This is a genomic window from Orbaceae bacterium lpD02 (assembly GCA_036251875.1).
Classification (GTDB): Bacteria; Pseudomonadota; Gammaproteobacteria; order Enterobacterales; family Orbaceae; genus Orbus; species Orbus sturtevantii.
In genome coordinates this window covers 259,075-275,404 of the sequence record CP133960.1, presented here as the reverse complement: position 1 = coordinate 275,404, position 16,330 = coordinate 259,075, and the positions used below count along the sequence as shown (strand labels likewise).

Sequence of the window (16,330 nt, the reverse complement as noted above, 5' to 3'; positions counted from 1 at the left end):
GCGTTTTTTATAAGTAATTGATTAATTTATATACCTTAGTGATTTTTTGTTCTATTATGAATCGTGTTATATCAAACGGGATATTGCTAATTAGCTACCATGACAGCATTTAAAAGGTTGAACAAATGAAAAAGAAAATAGCATCTATTTTATTATTAAATTTGAGTCTTATATTAATACCTCAAGCCGCTTATTCAACTGTACCAAACGAGAATTTAGCCAATACACTTGAATTGCAACGGCTTAAATATGGTAATAATGCCGTGGTAATTGGTGATATTAACACCAGCATAACAGAAACAATCAAGTTAAAGCCTGATACGGCTGAGTTTTCAATTACCTATATTACCGAAGGTAGTAGTCCAAATGATGCATCAAATCGCAATACCGCGAATATGAAAGCATTAAATCAATATTTAAACCAATTAGGTATTAAAAATGAGGACTTAACTACAATTGCTTATCAAAATTATGAACATGAACAACAACAGCCGATTGCGGATAAATCTAAACGGTATAATTCAAAATTTGCCGTTAATGTTAATATGACCAATAAGCAGTTTTTTGACGCAGTAAAACTATTTGATAAAAACAATATTGATGATATTAAACAGCGTGTCGATAATAACGCTTATATTTTTAGCCTTGAGGCCAATGGCGATTCAGCCGACCAAGCTAAGCAACTGGCTCAACAAAAATATCAGCTAATTATTAATGAGTTAGCTAAATTAGGAATTAATGATATTTCAGTTGCCAGTTATGATAACCAAGTTATTTCACCCAAGACTGAAACTGTAAAAAAATATTATGTACGTAACACGCTGCAAGTTAAAGTAAATAACTTTGATTTAATTGGGAAAATAATCGTTAAAGCCCAAGAGCTTAAAATGACAGTTAATAATGATATAAGTTATAACGTATCTGAGTTAGAAAAAAATCGCATTTTGGCGCAATATGAGCAATCGATTTATGACAAACTAACCGCAAAAGCGGCACGATTGCTTGGTAAGCAATACCAATTAGGCGTTCCAACTCACCTTAATAGTGATGAAAATAGTCATATCTATTCGATACAACCCCGCAACTATAGTTATTCGCAAAAAGTTCTTAATGCCGGTCAAGCACAAAGTTTTATAGCCGATAGTGTTGATATTCAACCGCCATCAGAGTTTTCAATAACGTTAACGATGTCAGGCTCATTTGAAATTGTGAAAATACTAACACAATAAAATATCAGCCATATTTTAGCTAAAGGCAATTTGTCCTTTAGCTTTTTTATTATAGTATCCTGACATTAAATCGACTAAAGGGATCACTGAAAGGTTAAAACCAACTGCTTATCGAGCTGGGGATCAATTAATGTGACATGAAAACCGATTAAACGGATCCCCCGCTCTTTACGTCTATCTAGCCAGATCTGACGAGCTTGCTCAATTAAATCTTGCTTATTGAGCTTTGGATAGACGTGCTCTTGAGTGGTGATCTGGAAGTCATGGAATTTAAATTTAACGCCTTGCCTTGCAATCGCTAAGTCGGCTCTAACTTTGCTTAACCGTTTTTCAAGTTCATCATATAACGAGTCAAAAAATGGCAGGCATTCTTCCCAATTATAAATGTCATTATCAATGGTTCTTTCAACGCCGACTGATTTACGCTGTCGATCATTATGCACTTCTCGATCATCTATTCCTTGGCAACGTTCATAAAGTATTCGACCAAATTTACCAAACTGATTTAAGAGTTTACTTAAATCATAATTGATCACATCACGACAATACACTAAGCCTAATTCGGCTAATTTTTTCTCGGTGACTTTACCGACACCGGGTATTTTTTTTAATGGCAAATGAGTAACAAACTCAGCTACATTTTCTGGCGGGATCACATATTGACCATTAGGTTTATTCATATCTGAGGCGATTTTCGCTAAAAATTTTAATGGTGCAACGCCTGCTGATGCGGTTAAATTAAGCTCTGTAGCAATTTTTTGCCTAATATCTTGGGCTATTAGCGTCGCTGAACCATGGAATAAACTGCAATCAGTGACATCAAGGTAAGCTTCATCAAGTGATAAGGCCTCAATGAGTGGCGTGTATTGTTTGAATATTTGATGAATTTGCTTGGAAACCTCTTTATAAACTTGATGCCGACCGGCAACCACTTTAAGGTGAGGGCATAATTTAACCGCCTGAGCCATTGACATCGCACTGTGAATACCATATTGACGAGCAAGGTAATTCGCTGTCGCGACAACGCCTCGTTTTTTAGGATCTCCGCCTACCGCAATAGGAATGTTACGGTAACGAGGGTTATCTCGCATTTCTACTGCGGCATAAAAGCAATCCATATCAATATGAATAATTTTCTTTACCGAATTCATCATTACATCTTGGTTAAAATCATAACTGTATAAATATACAATATATAGTAAATATATTCTGCCGACTATACCTATTTACAATCACTACCCAATTTTTACAATTACTGGCATAATAGTCCAATTAGTTTTACAAAATAAGTTAATATTGTGCCTGAATCTACTGTATCGAATAAATTGTGTGACCGCTTTCGTGGTTTCTACCCAGTGGTCATTGATATCGAAACCTCTGGTTTTAATAGTCAAACCAACGCCGTACTTGAAATAGCCGCAATTACCGTAAAAATGAATTATGATGGTTGGTTAGCTATTGATAATAAAATACATTTTCATGTTAATCCATTTGAAGGGGCGATATTAGAGCCATCAGCATTGGCTTTTAATGGTATTGACCCAACCAACCCGCTAAGGGGCGCGGTAACCGAACTAAATGCTATCGATGAAATTTTTAAAATGGTGCGCAAAGGTATTAAAGACAATGATTGTAATCGTGCGGTTATTGTTGCCCACAACGCCCATTTTGACCATGGTTTTTTAATGGCGGCCGCCGAACGGTGTAAAATAAAACGTAATCCTTTTCACCCTTTTGCTACTTTTGATACGGCCTCGTTAGCGGGTTTGGTTTATGGGCAAACCGTGCTTGCTAGAGCCTGCGAAACAGCTAAGATCCCTTTTGACCATAAAGAAGCACACTCAGCATTATATGATACGGAAAAAACCGCAGTATTATTTTGCGAGATGATTAATCGTTTTAAATCACTTGGTGGTTGGCCATTAGCCCAAGAGCAATAATTGCCAGAGAGGACAAACGATCAAGGGAGCCATAATGCTCCCTTGCAAAAAGCGTTATCGCATCGGATAACCGTAAATGAACAGTCAATTATGCCGTTTGGTATTTGCTGGCGGTTTCTTTGGTTAGCGTTTGCAATTCACCCGATTGAAACATTTCAATCATAATATCACAACCACCTACTAGCTCACCATCGATCCATAATTGAGGAAACGTTGGCCAGTCAGCGTATTTAGGCAGTTCCGCTCTAATATCTGGGTTTTGTAAAATATCAACGTAAGCAAAAGGTACGCCACATTGTGATAGAACTTGAGAAGCTTGCGCTGAAAATCCACAGCTGGGTAATTTAGGCGAACCTTTCATATAAAGGATGATCGGGTTATCGCTGATCTGTTTTTGAATTTTTTCAATCGTTGTCATTGTCATAGTAAAATCAATTCCTACTGAAGGGATGATTGAATATAGTAACGCAAAATGATTAATCAATACATAGGTAATAACTATTGCTGCAGTTATTATTTTTTTGTCTAGCCAATGTTGATTAGCAATATATTAACTGCATCTCTATATTTTAATAACGGTTTCAGCTACAATTACGTCAATAAACCACTGCTAATAGCTAAATTGTGAATACTCTACGCGCTTCATTAAGACAAGTTTTTTATCACAGTAATGTGCTTTACAGCATGCGAATTTTAATTAGTCTTGCTGGCTGCACCTTTATTCCTTGGTATTTTGGTGAGATAAAAGCCATTATCCCATTAACATTGGGCGTTGTTGCGGCGGCGTTAAGTGAAATTGACACGCGTTTACTCTATCGATTAGTTAATTTGATTATTACATTAGTTTGCTTTTCATTAGCGACTTTCTCTGTCCAACTATTATTCCCCTATCCTGTGTTATTTATTATTGGCTTAATTTCATCAACATTTATATTTACCCTACTTGGCGCGTTAGGCCAACGCTATGGCGTAATCGCTTTCGGTTCGTTACTGATTGCGGCTTATACTATGCTAGGCCATAAAATGTATAGCGATTTTTACTCACAGCCGATATGTTTATTAATTGGCGCGATTTGGTATAACTTGGTTTCATTTATTGAATCAATACTCCAGCCGATAAGAACAACGCAACAAAATTTAGCCGTATTATTTTTTAAATTAGGGCAGTACTTAGATGCTAAAGCAGCATTATTTGACCCAGATGAGAGCGAAAATTTTAAGAGCCAATTAGCCAATATTACTTTAGCAAATAGTCAATTCGTTGATGCCCTAAATCAAACCAAGTCCTCGCTATTTAATCGCTTAAAAAGCTATCGCGGCCAAGCCTATATCCGTAATATGCTCAATTACTACTTCGTTGCGCAAGATATACACGAACGAGCAAGTGCCACCCATGTCGCCTACCAAACGCTTTGCCAAGAACTTAAACATAGCGATATTTTATTTCGTTTTGCGCGTATTTTAAATTTACAAGCCAAGGCCTGTAATCAGCTAGCAATTAGCATTAAATATAAGCAAATTTATCAACATAATCCGACTTTTGAAAAATATTTTAATTATTTAGAAGAGGCGATTAACCGCCATCAAGGTGATCGTAAGCTGATTAATGCCCTCATTCATTTGCTTAAAAACTTACAAAATATTGATTTGCTATTATCCAATATTAATAATGAGCAGCAATTGTCTAATCAGTACATGCAAACATCACTCAGTGAGGATAATTTCAGCGGCATAAAAGAAAGCTGGCAACAAATTAAACAAAATTTAACCGTCAAATCCGCCCTATTTCGTCACGCGGTGCGCATGAGTTTAGTTTTTTCTGTTGGCTATATTATTATCCAAGTCACTCACTTACAGCATGGTTATTGGATCATATTAACCAGCTTATTTGTTTGCCAGCCCAACTACTCAACAACGAAATATCGACTGCGCTTACGGGTACTTGGCACCCTCGCCGGCATTGCGATAGGAGTTCCGCTTACTTACCTATTTCCTAACATTGAGGCGCAACTGTTACTGATTATTTTAAGTGGTTGGTTATTTTTTCTATTTAAAAACTCTCAATATGCTTATGCCACCGCATTTGTTACCTTGCTGGTGTTTTTTAGCTTTGGTCTTATCGGTGAAAGCAGTTTAGATGTCGCAATGTTAAGAATAATCGCAACCGTTATCGGCTGTCTTATCGCCTGGTTGGCAGTAAGTTTTATTTGGCCAGATTGGAAGTTCCGTAATTTAGATAAGCTAATTAAACGATCTTGTAATGATAATAGTCATTATTTAGCCTTGATTGGTAGCCAATATTTATCAGGCAAGCACAACGATGTGCAGTATCGATTAATTAGGCGCCATGTTCATGAAAACAATGCTGATTTATCGGCACTGATTACCATAATGACCAAAGAGCCCCATATCGACCAGCAGTTCGCCGATCAAGCCTTTCGTTTTTTGACCCTTAATCATAGCTTAATTAGTTATATTTCAACGTTAGCCGCTCACCGTGACAAGCAGCTAACAGCTGAAACATTAACGTTATTTGACGATGCATGTGTTGTTATTATCAATGTCTTAAATAGACAGCAAAAAATAGACCAACATTTGCTGTTACTACGCCAAATAATTAGCGATACCTTGGATAAACAAACACATGATGTGAATAATGATGATCCCATTATTTTGCAGCAACTGCTACTGATATTAGACATTTTACCCGAGACGCTGCAGCTGATCGAGCAGCTAAGTAAAACCAATAATTGAGCATCTATTGGTGATTTTACCTGTTAATCGATAAAAATCTTATCAATAAAAAAACCCATACGTTGTGATCTGCCCAAATTACTGGAAACATTTTGACCTTTAAAAGGAGATCGAAATCCTAAAAAAGGCTGCACTGTACTTTGCAAGTCAGACATAGCAAGGTACGAATTTATTAAATTGTAAAATAGTTTATCTAAATACCTTTATTTCATTTATTTACTGTCTCTAGCCGTGATTATTATGCTTATTTAAAGCGGTCACCTTCTTAGAGAACGGTGTTTAACCAACAGCTAGATAAGAGAATCAATTCATTATTTGAATTACCTCACGGATTATATGGTTATAGCCGTTTGCATGCAGAGCTTTTAAATGTGATTCACTGTTATTCCTTAATACCATACTTTTGTTTGATTTGCGTAAGTTCATCAAGCGAACGGGCATTAAATGCCTCTAGCATCCACTGTGGCCAGCCTTGCCCTTTGATATAGTTACGGGTAAATTTATCTTCTTGGGTTGTTAAATACCGTCCATCATTTAACTTCGCTAAATGAAAATACACCATAAAATTATTCACCCATCCCCATACCAAATTACTACCAATACCGCTTCTTGCTGGGTCTAACATAATATGGTCAATAGTTTGATGGGTACCTGGCTTACATACCATCATAATGGTAGTGGTTAAGGCATTACGCGAATAGTTATGCACCACAATGCCATGCAAATCAGCCCAATTGTACTCTTTAATGCGCCTTTTTGCTGGCAGTAAAAACATGAGTGGATTACGCCAAAATTTAAAGTTAAAAAAGTAACTTTCATTAATATACACTTTTTCGGTTTTACGGTTAAAAATAATCGGTTCGCCCCGTTTAGCAAATAGGTTTTGATAGAATTCGGGGATAATAAGATAAATTGTAATTAACGACATAAATAGCATAAATATTGAAAGAGCTAACATGCCGTTGTCAGGGGGGGGGGTCATCAATGAAATAATTAACAATGTAACAAATATAATTGCGGCCACTAACATTAGCAGTGATAATAAAGAAAGCAATAGATAAAGTAGCTGATTCCCTAAGGTCTTACGAATAAAGGCGCAGTAATTTTCATTAGCGTAAATTAAACGTTCATCAGCAGCAGATAGATAATTGCAGCCTTTACCAAGGTCATCTATCCAACCAAATAGTTGTGGGCGGTATTTTGATGGCATCACTAATCCGTCCTATCCATTGTTATTCACCCTATTATTCCTTAATACCATGCTTATGTTTGATTTGCGCAAGTTCATCAAGTGAACGGGCATTAAATGCCTCTTGCATCCACTGCGGCCAGCCTTGCCCTTTGATATAGTTACGGTTAAATTTATCTTCTTGGGTTGTTAAATACCGACCATTATTCAAATTTACCGAGCTTGAATAGCTGATAAAACTGTTGATCCAAGCCCATACAAAGGTACTGCCAATACCGCTTCTTGCTGGATCTAACATGATATGGTCAATGGTTTGATGGGTGCCTGGCTTACATACCATCATAATGGTGGTGGTTAAGGCATTACGCGAATAGTTATGCACCACAATGCCATGCAAATCAGTCCAGTCGTACTCTTTAATACGCCTTTTTGCTGGCAGTAAAAACATGAGTGGATTACGCCAAAATTTAAAGTTAAAAAAGTAACTTTCATTAATATACACTTTTTCGGTTTTACGATTAAAAATAATCGGTTCGCCCCGTTTAGCAAATAGGTTTTGATAGAATTCGGGGATAATAAGATAAAGTGCAATTACAGCAATAAATGACACAAATATTGAAAAAGCCAACATGCCGTTATCTGGGGGTGTCATCAATGAAATAATTAACAATGTAACAAATATAATTGCAGCCACTAACATTAGCAGTAATAATAAAGAAAGCAATAGATAAAGCAACTGATTCCCTAAGGTTTTGCGAATAAAGACGCAGTAATTATCATTAGCGTAAATTAAACGTTCATCAGCGGCAGATAGATAATTACAACCTTTACCAAGGTCACCAATCCAACCAAATAGTTGTGGGCGGTATTTTGAGGGCATCACTAATCCGTCCTATCCATTGTTATTCACCCTGTTATTCCTTAATACCATACTTTTGTTTGATTTGCGTAAGTTCATCAAGCGAACGGGCATTAAACGCGTCTTGCATCCACTGTGGCCAGCCTTGCCCTTTGATATAGTTACGGGTAAATTTATCTTCTTGGGTTGTTAAATACCGACCATTATTCAAATTTACCGAGCTTGAATAGCTGATAAAACTGTTGATCCAAGCCCATACAAAGGTACTGCCAATACCGCTTCTTGCTGGATCTAACATAATATGGTCAATGGTTTGATGGGTGCCTGGCTTACATACCATCATAATGGTGGTGGTTAAGGCATTACGCGAATAATTATGCACCACAATGCCATGCAAATCAGTCCAGTCGTACTCTTTAATACGCCTTTTTGCTGGCAGTAAAAACATGAGTGGATTACGCCAAAATTTAAAGTTAAAAAAGTAACTTTCATTAATATACACTTTTTGGGTTTTACGGTTAAAAATAATCGGCTCGCCCCGTTTAGCAAATAGGTTTTGATAGAATTCCGGGATAATAAGATAAAGTGCAATTACAGCAATAAATGACACAAATATTGAAAAAGCCAACATCGTATGGTTTGGCTCATTTAGTAACAGCATAATTATAAATACAAATATCCCAATTAAAGCTATTAACATTAATGTGCATAACAATGAAATAAATAAGTAAAATAACTGATTGCCTAAGGTTTTGCGAATAAAGGCGCAGTAATTATCATTAGCATATAGTAAGCGTTCATCGGTACTGGTGACATAACGAGGGCCTTTATCAAGGTCATCTATCCAACCAAATAGTTGTGGGCGGTATTTTGATGGCATAACTAAGCTGCCCTATCCATTGTTATTCCTTAATACCATGCTTTTGTTTGATTTGCGCAAGCTCATCGAGTGAACGGGCATTAAATGCCTCTTGCATCCACTGTGGCCAGCCTTGCCCTTTGATATAGTTACGGTTAAATTTATCTTCTTGGGTTGTTAAATACCGACCATTATTTAAATTTACCGAGCTTGAATAGCTGATAAAACTATTGATCCAAGCCCATACAAAGGTACTGCCAATACCGCTTCTTGCTGGGTCTAACATAATATGGTCAATAGTTTGATGGGTACCTGGCTTACATACCATCATAATGGTGGTGGTTAAAGCATTACGCGAATAGTTATGCACCACAATGCCATGCAAATCAGCCCAGTCGTACTCTTTAATGCGCCTTTTTACCGGCAGTAAAAACATGAGTGGATTACGCCAAAATTTAAAGTTAAAAAAGTAACTTTCATTAATATACACTTTTTCGGTTTTACGATTAAAAATAATCGGTTCGCCCCGTTTAGCAAATAGGTTCTGATAGAATTCGGGGATAATAAGATAAATTGTAATTAACGACATAAATAGCATAAATATTGAAAGAGCTAACATGCCGTTGTCAGGGGGGGGGGTCATCAATGAAATAATTAACAATGTAACAAATATAATTGCGGCCACTAACATTAGCAGTGATAATAAAGAAAGCAATAGATAAAGTAGCTGATTCCCTAAGGTTTTGCGAATAAAGGCGCAGTAATTATCATTAGCATACAGTAAGCGCTCATCGGTACTGGTGACATAACGAGGGCCTTTATCAAGATCATCTATCCAACCAAATAGTTGTGGGCGGTATTTTGAGGGCATCACTAATCCGTCCTATCCATTGTTATTCCTTAATACCATACTTTTGTTTGATTTGCGTAAGTTCATCAAGCGAACGGGCATTAAATGCCTCTAGCATCCACTGTGGCCAGCCTTGCCCTTTGATATAGTTACGGGTAAATTTATCTTCTTGGGTTGTTAAATACCGACCATTATTCAAATTTACCGAGCTTGAATAGCTGATAAAACTGTTGATCCAAGCCCATACAAAGGTACTGCCAATACCGCTTCTTGCTGGATCTAACATAATATGGTCAATGGTTTGATGGGTGCCTGGCTTACATACCATCATAATGGTGGTGGTTAAGGCATTACGCGAATAGTTATGCACCACAATGCCATGCAAATCAGTCCAGTCGTACTCTTTAATACGCCTTTTTGCTGGCAGTAAAAACATGAGTGGATTACGCCAAAATTTAAAGTTAAAAAAGTAACTTTCATTAATATACACTTTTTCGGTTTTACGGTTAAAAATAATCGGCTCGCCCCGTTTAGCAAAAAAATTTTGATATAGTTCAGGGATAATGACAGCATACATTCCGACAATAAAAGCGGTCATTCCTACCATTACTATGGTAAAAGTTTTATAGTCGGATTCATCAACTAATATACTAAAGAAGTCCATGCTTAAACTGCATAGAAAAATAAATGTAATGGTCAGGATAGCAGATAAAAAGAAATAAAATAACTGATTCCCTAAAGTTTTGCGAATAAAGGCGCAGTAATTATCATTAGCATACAGTAAGCGCTCATCGGTACTGGTGACATAACGAGGGCCTTTATCAAGATCATCTATCCAACCAAATAGTTGTGGGCGGTATTTTGAGGGCATCACTAATCCGTCCTATCCATTGTTATTCCTTAATACCATGCTGTTGTTTTATTTGCGCAAGCTCATCGAGTGAACGGGCATTAAACGCGTCTTGCATCCACTGCGGCCAGCCTTGCCCTTTGATATAGTTACGGTTAAATTTATCTTCTTGGGTTGTTAAATACCGACCATTATTTAAATTTACCGAGCTTGAATAGCTGATAAAACTATTGATCCAAGCCCATACAAAGGTACTGCCAATACCGCTTCTTGCTGGATCTAACATAATATGGTCAATGGTTTGATGGGTACATGGCTTACATACCATCATAATGGTAGTGGTTAAGGCATTACGCGAATAGTTATGCACCACAATGCCATGCAAATCAGCCCAGTCGTACTCTTTAATGCGCCTTTTGGCCGGCAGTAAAAACATGAGTGGATTACGCCAAAATTTAAAGTTAAAAAAGTAACTTTCATTAATATACACTTTTTCGGTTTTACGGTTAAAAATAATCGGCTCGCCCCGTTTAGCAAATAGGTTTTGATAGAATTCAGGAAGTATACTTGCATATATAGCAACAAAAAGAGTCAATATAGCAATAATTATCATAATAGAAAATTCATACTCAGAATCTCTAATAAGCTCAATAGAAAAATCATAACTCATAATGATTAAAAAAATACAACTAGGTGTTAGTAATGCCGATAAAAAGAAATAAAACAACTGATTCCCTAAAGTTTTGCGAATAAAGGCGCAGTAATTATCATTAGCATACAGTAAGCGCTCATCGGTACTGGTGACATAACGAGGGCCTTTATCAAGGTCATCTATCCAACCAAATAGTTGTGGGCGGTATTTTGAGGGCATCACTAATCCGTCCTATCCATTGTTATTCCTTAATACCATATTTTTGTTTGATTTGCGCAAGCTCATCGAGTGAACGGGCATTAAATGCGTCTTGCATCCACTGTGGCCAACCTTGCCCTTTGATATAGTTACGGTTAAATTTATCTTCTTGGGTTGTTAAATATCGCCCATCATTTAAGTTCGCTAAATGAAAATACACCATAAAATTATTCACCCATCCCCATACCAAATTACTACCAATACCGCTTCTTGCTGGATCTAACATAATATGGTCAATGGTTTGATGGGTGCCTGGCTTACATACCATCATAATGGTGGTGGTTAAAGCATTACGCGAATAATTATGCACCACAATGCCATGCAAATCAGCCCAATTGTACTCTTTAATGCGCCTTTTTGCTGGCAGTAAAAACATGAGTGGATTACGCCAAAATTTAAAGTTAAAAAAGTAACTTTCATTAATATACACTTTTTGGGTTTTACGGTTAAAAATAATCGGCTCACCCCGTTTAGCAAATAGGTTTTGATAGAATTCGGGGATTAGAATTGCATATAATGCGATAAAGAGAGCAATAAATATAAGAATGGTAAAAGCCAAAACCCCTAAATCAATCTCAACTTTTTTAATAAGAATGTCACATAAAAAAAAACATAAAATGGCTAAAATCACACAAGAAACCGAGAGAATTCCAGATAAAAAGAAATAAAACAATTGATTTCCTAACGTTTTACGAATAAAGGCGCAGTAATTATCATTAGCGTAAATTAAACGTTCATCAGCGGCAGATAGATAATTACAACCTTTACCAAGGTCACCAATCCAACCAAATAGTTGTGGGCGGTATTTTGATGGCATAATGGAGTTCCTAGTGGTTAATCAGTAATATTACTGCTGTTTTTAGTAATAATTAATGGCACATTATCACGATTATAGTAGTAGATAATCAGTTGATACTCTTCGATACGATTAAAATCATAAGTGCCAGCAATATTTTTAGCTATCGTTAATTCGCTACCGCTAATTAGTGTGGTACCCTCTACGGTTTGCACCGTTAGGCTAAATTCACCCGGATTATGGCTATCATTTTGGGGAATATTTAAGCCCTTAATAGTTTGTATCGGTTTGCCTTGATAACTGCCTAATTGCGCTGATTGATAACCCGTAGGCAGTTGATTAAAGCTTGCTGCCACTTGCTCGGCTTGCGCCTTATTAGGCGCACCATCATCTAATACAATATAATCCGTACCATCAATAATTGATTTAGCGGGCAGGCTATCAATCACCGCGATAGTCGGCTGGCGGCGAATCCCATCGGCTGAAATATAATACTCCAAATCGATCCATTTTTTACCAGTATGGTGATCGTTATCAAATAACCGAATAGCGACTTTTAGGTATTCGTTGCTACTATTTAGGGCAAAGTTAGGAATTTTAAGGTAAAACTGCACATTACGGCGATTATTGTGTTCATTAATTAATTCACTTAGCGGCTTAAAGGCGATAAAGGTCTCAATGCCATTGGCGATTAATAGGTAATCATTAATCGCATTACCAAAGCCAGCTAATGAGTCGTTATCTTCATTATAGGCACTGTATTGCAAATATTTAAGCTCGACTTGTTTGCCAAAATAACAGCGATTTAACCAGTGCTCAATTGCGCTAAAGTTATCATATTTTTTACTCAAACTCACAGAAATAAATCCAGCTAGTAAGAAAATCGCGCCTATGGCTAATATGAATGGAGTCGTAATAAGTAAAAGAGCAGCACCAATTGCCATTAAACCAGAACCAATAGTTCTTTGATAAAAATATGTTAAATCTTCCATATCCCGCATTTGAATCGCACTAGTTAACTCGGTTAGGGCATCCACAATATTTATTAGAGCAAAAGCATAGACGACACTTCTACCCAAGAATTTATTAAGTCTAATGGTATCTTCAAGCATTGCGGTAGGTGATCCACTTCTAGTGGCTTTTAATAACTGCATATTTAATTTAATACCGTGATACTGCGTGGCTAAATCAACACCGAGCAAGGCTAAGGTGCTAATATTATTAAATAAGCTTTCCCGGTTTGCCATCTCACCATCTTTTTCTTGCGGGGTGCCCCAGTCTTGAATATTATCCTTAATACTAAACAGGGTTAAAATACCAACCAATGCATTGACTTTTAAATTTAAATGATAGCTTTTGACTGATACACGAATACCTTTTAATGCATTAAGGCGAGCTGTTTTCTCGATTTTAGTTAATTGCGCCTGTGTCTGCGCAATTTCATTTTGCATTGCGTGGGCTTGACCTTGTAGCCTTACCCGCTCGCCTTTTTCTAAATTTGCTTGATTGAGCTTATCTTGCACTGTTGCCTGCTGGCTTCTTAACTGTGCAAGCTGGCTCTGTATTTGTTGCTCGGCAACACTTGCGCCAAAATAATTGGATAACTGTTTGCTAATAAAAGCATTAAGCTCATGCGCCGATAAAATATTTTTACTTTTAGTTTTCATAAATGTCATAAATAGTGCTAATGCGCGTTCATCAGGAAAACATAAATGTAGCTTACACTGCTTGGTTACCGCGTGCTTTTGTCCTAATTGAGGTGCTGCGTCATCAATAACCGTAAACTGTTGTAAAAAGGCACGCTCTTCAACATTAAAGCCATTTTGTCTAAAAAATCCGCCATGCATATCTGTCAGCATCGCAAATACGGACTCAATACTTTCACGCCTAATATTGACGTTTAGTTCTACAGGGTAGACATTAAATTTCGCTAAGCGGTACATGATGTTAAGCTGATGCCACCTAATTTTAATCGGTTGGTAGTTAGCATGTTTAATTAAATTAGTATGTTTTTTTATCGCCATATCGGCAAGGTAGTTTTGCGCGCTATCAACTTTTAAGCCATCAAAGCGGCTAGGCGCACTTAATTGCGATAAGTCAGACTCAATTGCCTGTAGCTTATTATTTAAGTCCGTCATCTCCGCTCTTATGCGTCTTCGCTCCTCTCTGGCCTGTTTGTATTCAACTTGGTTTGCACCTGGTCTATTATGTAGGTATTGAATTTTATTATTGATGGCGTCGAGTTGTTGCTGCTTTGCTTCAATAGCGGCGTTGACTTGCCGCTGATTACTGGCAAGGATGAGCTGTTTTTCTTGTAAGTCTTTTTTATTATGCTCTTCTTGGCTTAACTCATAAACCGCAGAAAACTCAGAGGTTTTATCCAGTACATCTTGCCAACTGACGAGGCTGTCGGTCTGGATATCGATAAAATTCTGTTCATCAATTGAGATACCATTGACATTAGCGTGACATATCACGTAATAAATACTGTTTGGGTTACTTAATAGCTCGTCCCATAAGGCGTTATCTTCCTCTAAACTCACCTCATTACCGCTAATATCTAATAAAATATTGGTTATATCGGTAATATGACTAATTTTTGCTGTTTCGGTGGTGAAATCAAATTCACGTTGCCAAAATCGAGTGGCATTAAATGAGCTCGGTTTATTTTTAGCATAAGCAGATACAAAATCAGCACTGCCAAATAACCACCTCACATAAGTGAAATAATCGAGGGAGTATTGTTTATAATATTCGACTACTTTTTTAAACGCTAGCTCAGATTGCTGTTCAAAATTGGTTATTTTGCCACTATCAAGACGTTCATTAAATGAATTGAGTTTTTCTTCTTTTTCCGCGCGTAACTTGGTTAATTTCTTTTCATGCGCTGGGTTAGAGTATGGATCTTGGCGTTGAAAGCTGCTGGTTAAATTATTTTGGTATAACTCTTGTTGCTGCTCGATTAAACTGGAAATTTGGCTATCATAATAGTTTTTTAGTCCCGAGCGATAACTTTCAATTAATTGTAAAATAACCCGTTTTTTAAACATCGGCTGTTGATAATATTCGAATCGACGTTGTAAGTCAGGATTAACCATTGCTAACATATTTTTTGCTCTGCGCTGATAATCTTGCTGCTGTTTGTTGATATCAAAATCAATCTCAGTCGCCGTGTCATCAAATGCCGTTGGCAAATTTTCATTAAAAAAATTGAGCTTAGCTGCCCGCTGACCATTTAACTCCTCGGCAATAGCAAACGGATCCTCTAATACAACCGCTGATGAGCTAACGCTCTTATCTTTTTTATATAAATCATGGACATTACTGGCGTAGCGTGTTCGCTCGGCTTGGCGGCTGTTAAATCCGTCAACCGAGTCAAAATACGGTAACGAATCTTTCGCAAAGCGAAATTCCAGCACTTTGCTCGGTGGGCTAACGTTATTGTCACCTAAATAGCCAAAAATATCGGCAAAAGGCACCGCTCGATTATTCGTTGCGGCCGATTGGTCTTGTTTAAACGTGGTTAAATCAACGTGGCTAAAGCGTGATAAAGCCGTTACATCTTGCTCGGTAAGGTAGCCATCAATCGTCTCTTTTGACCACGGCCGCTGGCTATAGCCAATCCAGGCCTCGGTATATTGTTGTTCATCAAGGTGGATAAATGCAGCCGGCACTGAATGATGCAAATTACGGCACGCTTTAGGTAACGGTCTTGGCTTGCTACCGGGTAAACTGTAGGCATTTTTTCTGCGCAACGCGCCGTCAATTGACTCATAAGCCTCTATGACTCGGCTAGCACTATCCGTACCATGTTGCTGCATCACATACACATAACCATCACGAATGGTTCTAAGAATATACTGGTAGTCGCTGAGTGTTTCATCAGGCATTCTACCGGTAAAATTAAGCTGCGCCATATAGTGCGCTAGCTCAAGATAAATCGGTTCACCATTAGGTGAGCCATCTGTTTTATTTTTAGCGATAATCGCTTGGCGCAGTAAAAAGACTTTTAGTCCATGGCGCTGACATGCAGCGCACTTTCCTTCCGCATCAGCGGCACATTGATTGGCGGTGGCTTGATTGTGTTTCATGTT

General features: G+C 37.4%; 13 protein-coding genes. 3 read left to right on the top strand and 10 right to left on the bottom strand.

Translation table 11 applies throughout. From position 1 onward, the window contains the following. Positions 1-125 precede the first annotated feature (125 nt). Positions 126-1,229, top strand: a complete 1,104-nt coding sequence (locus RHO12_01220) for an SIMPL domain-containing protein (protein WVD66403.1) — start codon at positions 126-128, stop codon at positions 1,227-1,229. A gap of 83 nt (positions 1,230-1,312) precedes the next feature. Here RHO12_01220 and dinB read toward each other — a convergent pair whose 3' ends face one another. Beyond that, positions 1,313-2,383, bottom strand: coding sequence for a DNA polymerase IV (dinB, locus tag RHO12_01215; GenBank protein WVD66402.1), 1,071 nt, complete (start codon positions 2,381-2,383; stop codon positions 1,313-1,315). Positions 2,384-2,527: 144 nt separating this feature from the next. Between dinB and rnt the strand changes: the two genes are divergently transcribed. Then, entirely contained in the window at positions 2,528-3,169 is a 642-nt protein-coding gene (gene rnt, locus RHO12_01210) for a ribonuclease T (protein WVD66401.1), read from the top strand. An 88-nt stretch (positions 3,170-3,257) separates the two neighbouring features. Here rnt and RHO12_01205 read toward each other — a convergent pair whose 3' ends face one another. Beyond that, positions 3,258-3,587: a Grx4 family monothiol glutaredoxin gene (locus tag RHO12_01205; protein WVD67413.1), complete on the bottom strand. Its 330-nt coding sequence runs from the start codon at positions 3,585-3,587 to the stop codon at positions 3,258-3,260. 266 nt (positions 3,588-3,853) lie between these two features. Here RHO12_01205 and yccS point away from each other — a divergent pair, with 266 nt between their 5' ends. Further along, complete coding sequence (gene yccS, locus RHO12_01200; protein ID WVD66400.1) at positions 3,854-5,923, top strand: YccS family putative transporter; 2,070 nt, start codon at positions 3,854-3,856, stop codon at positions 5,921-5,923. Between the two features lie 382 nt (positions 5,924-6,305). On the opposite strand, the gene RHO12_01195 is transcribed toward yccS, so the two are convergent. The 8 genes from RHO12_01195 to RHO12_01160 are packed head-to-tail and all read right to left on the bottom strand — an operon-like array spanning position 6,306 to position 16,327. Then, a complete protein-coding gene (locus RHO12_01195; GenBank protein ID WVD66399.1) occupies positions 6,306-7,133 on the bottom strand; it encodes a hypothetical protein in 828 nt (275 codons plus the stop codon). 34 nt (positions 7,134-7,167) lie between these two features. Next, positions 7,168-7,992 carry a hypothetical protein gene (locus RHO12_01190; GenBank protein ID WVD66398.1) on the bottom strand — a complete coding sequence of 275 codons (825 nt, stop codon included), beginning with the start codon at positions 7,990-7,992 and terminating at the stop codon, positions 7,168-7,170. 34 nt (positions 7,993-8,026) lie between these two features. Beyond that, entirely contained in the window at positions 8,027-8,851 is an 825-nt protein-coding gene (locus RHO12_01185) for a hypothetical protein (protein ID WVD66397.1), read from the bottom strand. A gap of 22 nt (positions 8,852-8,873) precedes the next feature. Then, entirely contained in the window at positions 8,874-9,701 is an 828-nt protein-coding gene (locus tag RHO12_01180) for a hypothetical protein (GenBank protein WVD66396.1), read from the bottom strand. Between the two features lie 22 nt (positions 9,702-9,723). Then, on the bottom strand, positions 9,724-10,551 hold the full coding sequence (locus tag RHO12_01175) for a hypothetical protein (GenBank protein WVD66395.1): 828 nt from the start codon (positions 10,549-10,551) through the stop codon (positions 9,724-9,726). Between the two features lie 22 nt (positions 10,552-10,573). Then, entirely contained in the window at positions 10,574-11,401 is an 828-nt protein-coding gene (locus RHO12_01170) for a hypothetical protein (GenBank protein WVD66394.1), read from the bottom strand. 22 nt (positions 11,402-11,423) lie between these two features. Next, positions 11,424-12,257, bottom strand: a complete 834-nt coding sequence (locus RHO12_01165; protein ID WVD66393.1) for a hypothetical protein — start codon at positions 12,255-12,257, stop codon at positions 11,424-11,426. A 17-nt stretch (positions 12,258-12,274) separates the two neighbouring features. Beyond that, complete coding sequence (locus tag RHO12_01160; GenBank protein WVD66392.1) at positions 12,275-16,327, bottom strand: hypothetical protein; 4,053 nt, start codon at positions 16,325-16,327, stop codon at positions 12,275-12,277. Positions 16,328-16,330 lie beyond the last annotated feature (3 nt).

Coding starts and splice junctions, on each gene's coding strand:
- RHO12_01220 (WVD66403.1), top strand. CDS start 126: ATGAAAAAGAAAATAGCATCTATTTTATTATTAAATTTGAGTCTTATA.
- dinB (WVD66402.1), bottom strand. CDS start 2,383: ATGATGAATTCGGTAAAGAAAATTATTCATATTGATATGGATTGCTTT.
- RHO12_01205 (WVD67413.1), bottom strand. CDS start 3,587: ATGACAACGATTGAAAAAATTCAAAAACAGATCAGCGATAACCCGATC.
- yccS (WVD66400.1), top strand. CDS start 3,854: ATGCGAATTTTAATTAGTCTTGCTGGCTGCACCTTTATTCCTTGGTAT.
- RHO12_01195 (WVD66399.1), bottom strand. CDS start 7,133: ATGCCATCAAAATACCGCCCACAACTATTTGGTTGGATAGATGACCTT.
- RHO12_01190 (WVD66398.1), bottom strand. CDS start 7,992: ATGCCCTCAAAATACCGCCCACAACTATTTGGTTGGATTGGTGACCTT.
- RHO12_01185 (WVD66397.1), bottom strand. CDS start 8,851: ATGCCATCAAAATACCGCCCACAACTATTTGGTTGGATAGATGACCTT.
- RHO12_01180 (WVD66396.1), bottom strand. CDS start 9,701: ATGCCCTCAAAATACCGCCCACAACTATTTGGTTGGATAGATGATCTT.
- RHO12_01175 (WVD66395.1), bottom strand. CDS start 10,551: ATGCCCTCAAAATACCGCCCACAACTATTTGGTTGGATAGATGATCTT.
- RHO12_01170 (WVD66394.1), bottom strand. CDS start 11,401: ATGCCCTCAAAATACCGCCCACAACTATTTGGTTGGATAGATGACCTT.
- RHO12_01165 (WVD66393.1), bottom strand. CDS start 12,257: ATGCCATCAAAATACCGCCCACAACTATTTGGTTGGATTGGTGACCTT.
- RHO12_01160 (WVD66392.1), bottom strand. CDS start 16,327: ATGAAACACAATCAAGCCACCGCCAATCAATGTGCCGCTGATGCGGAA.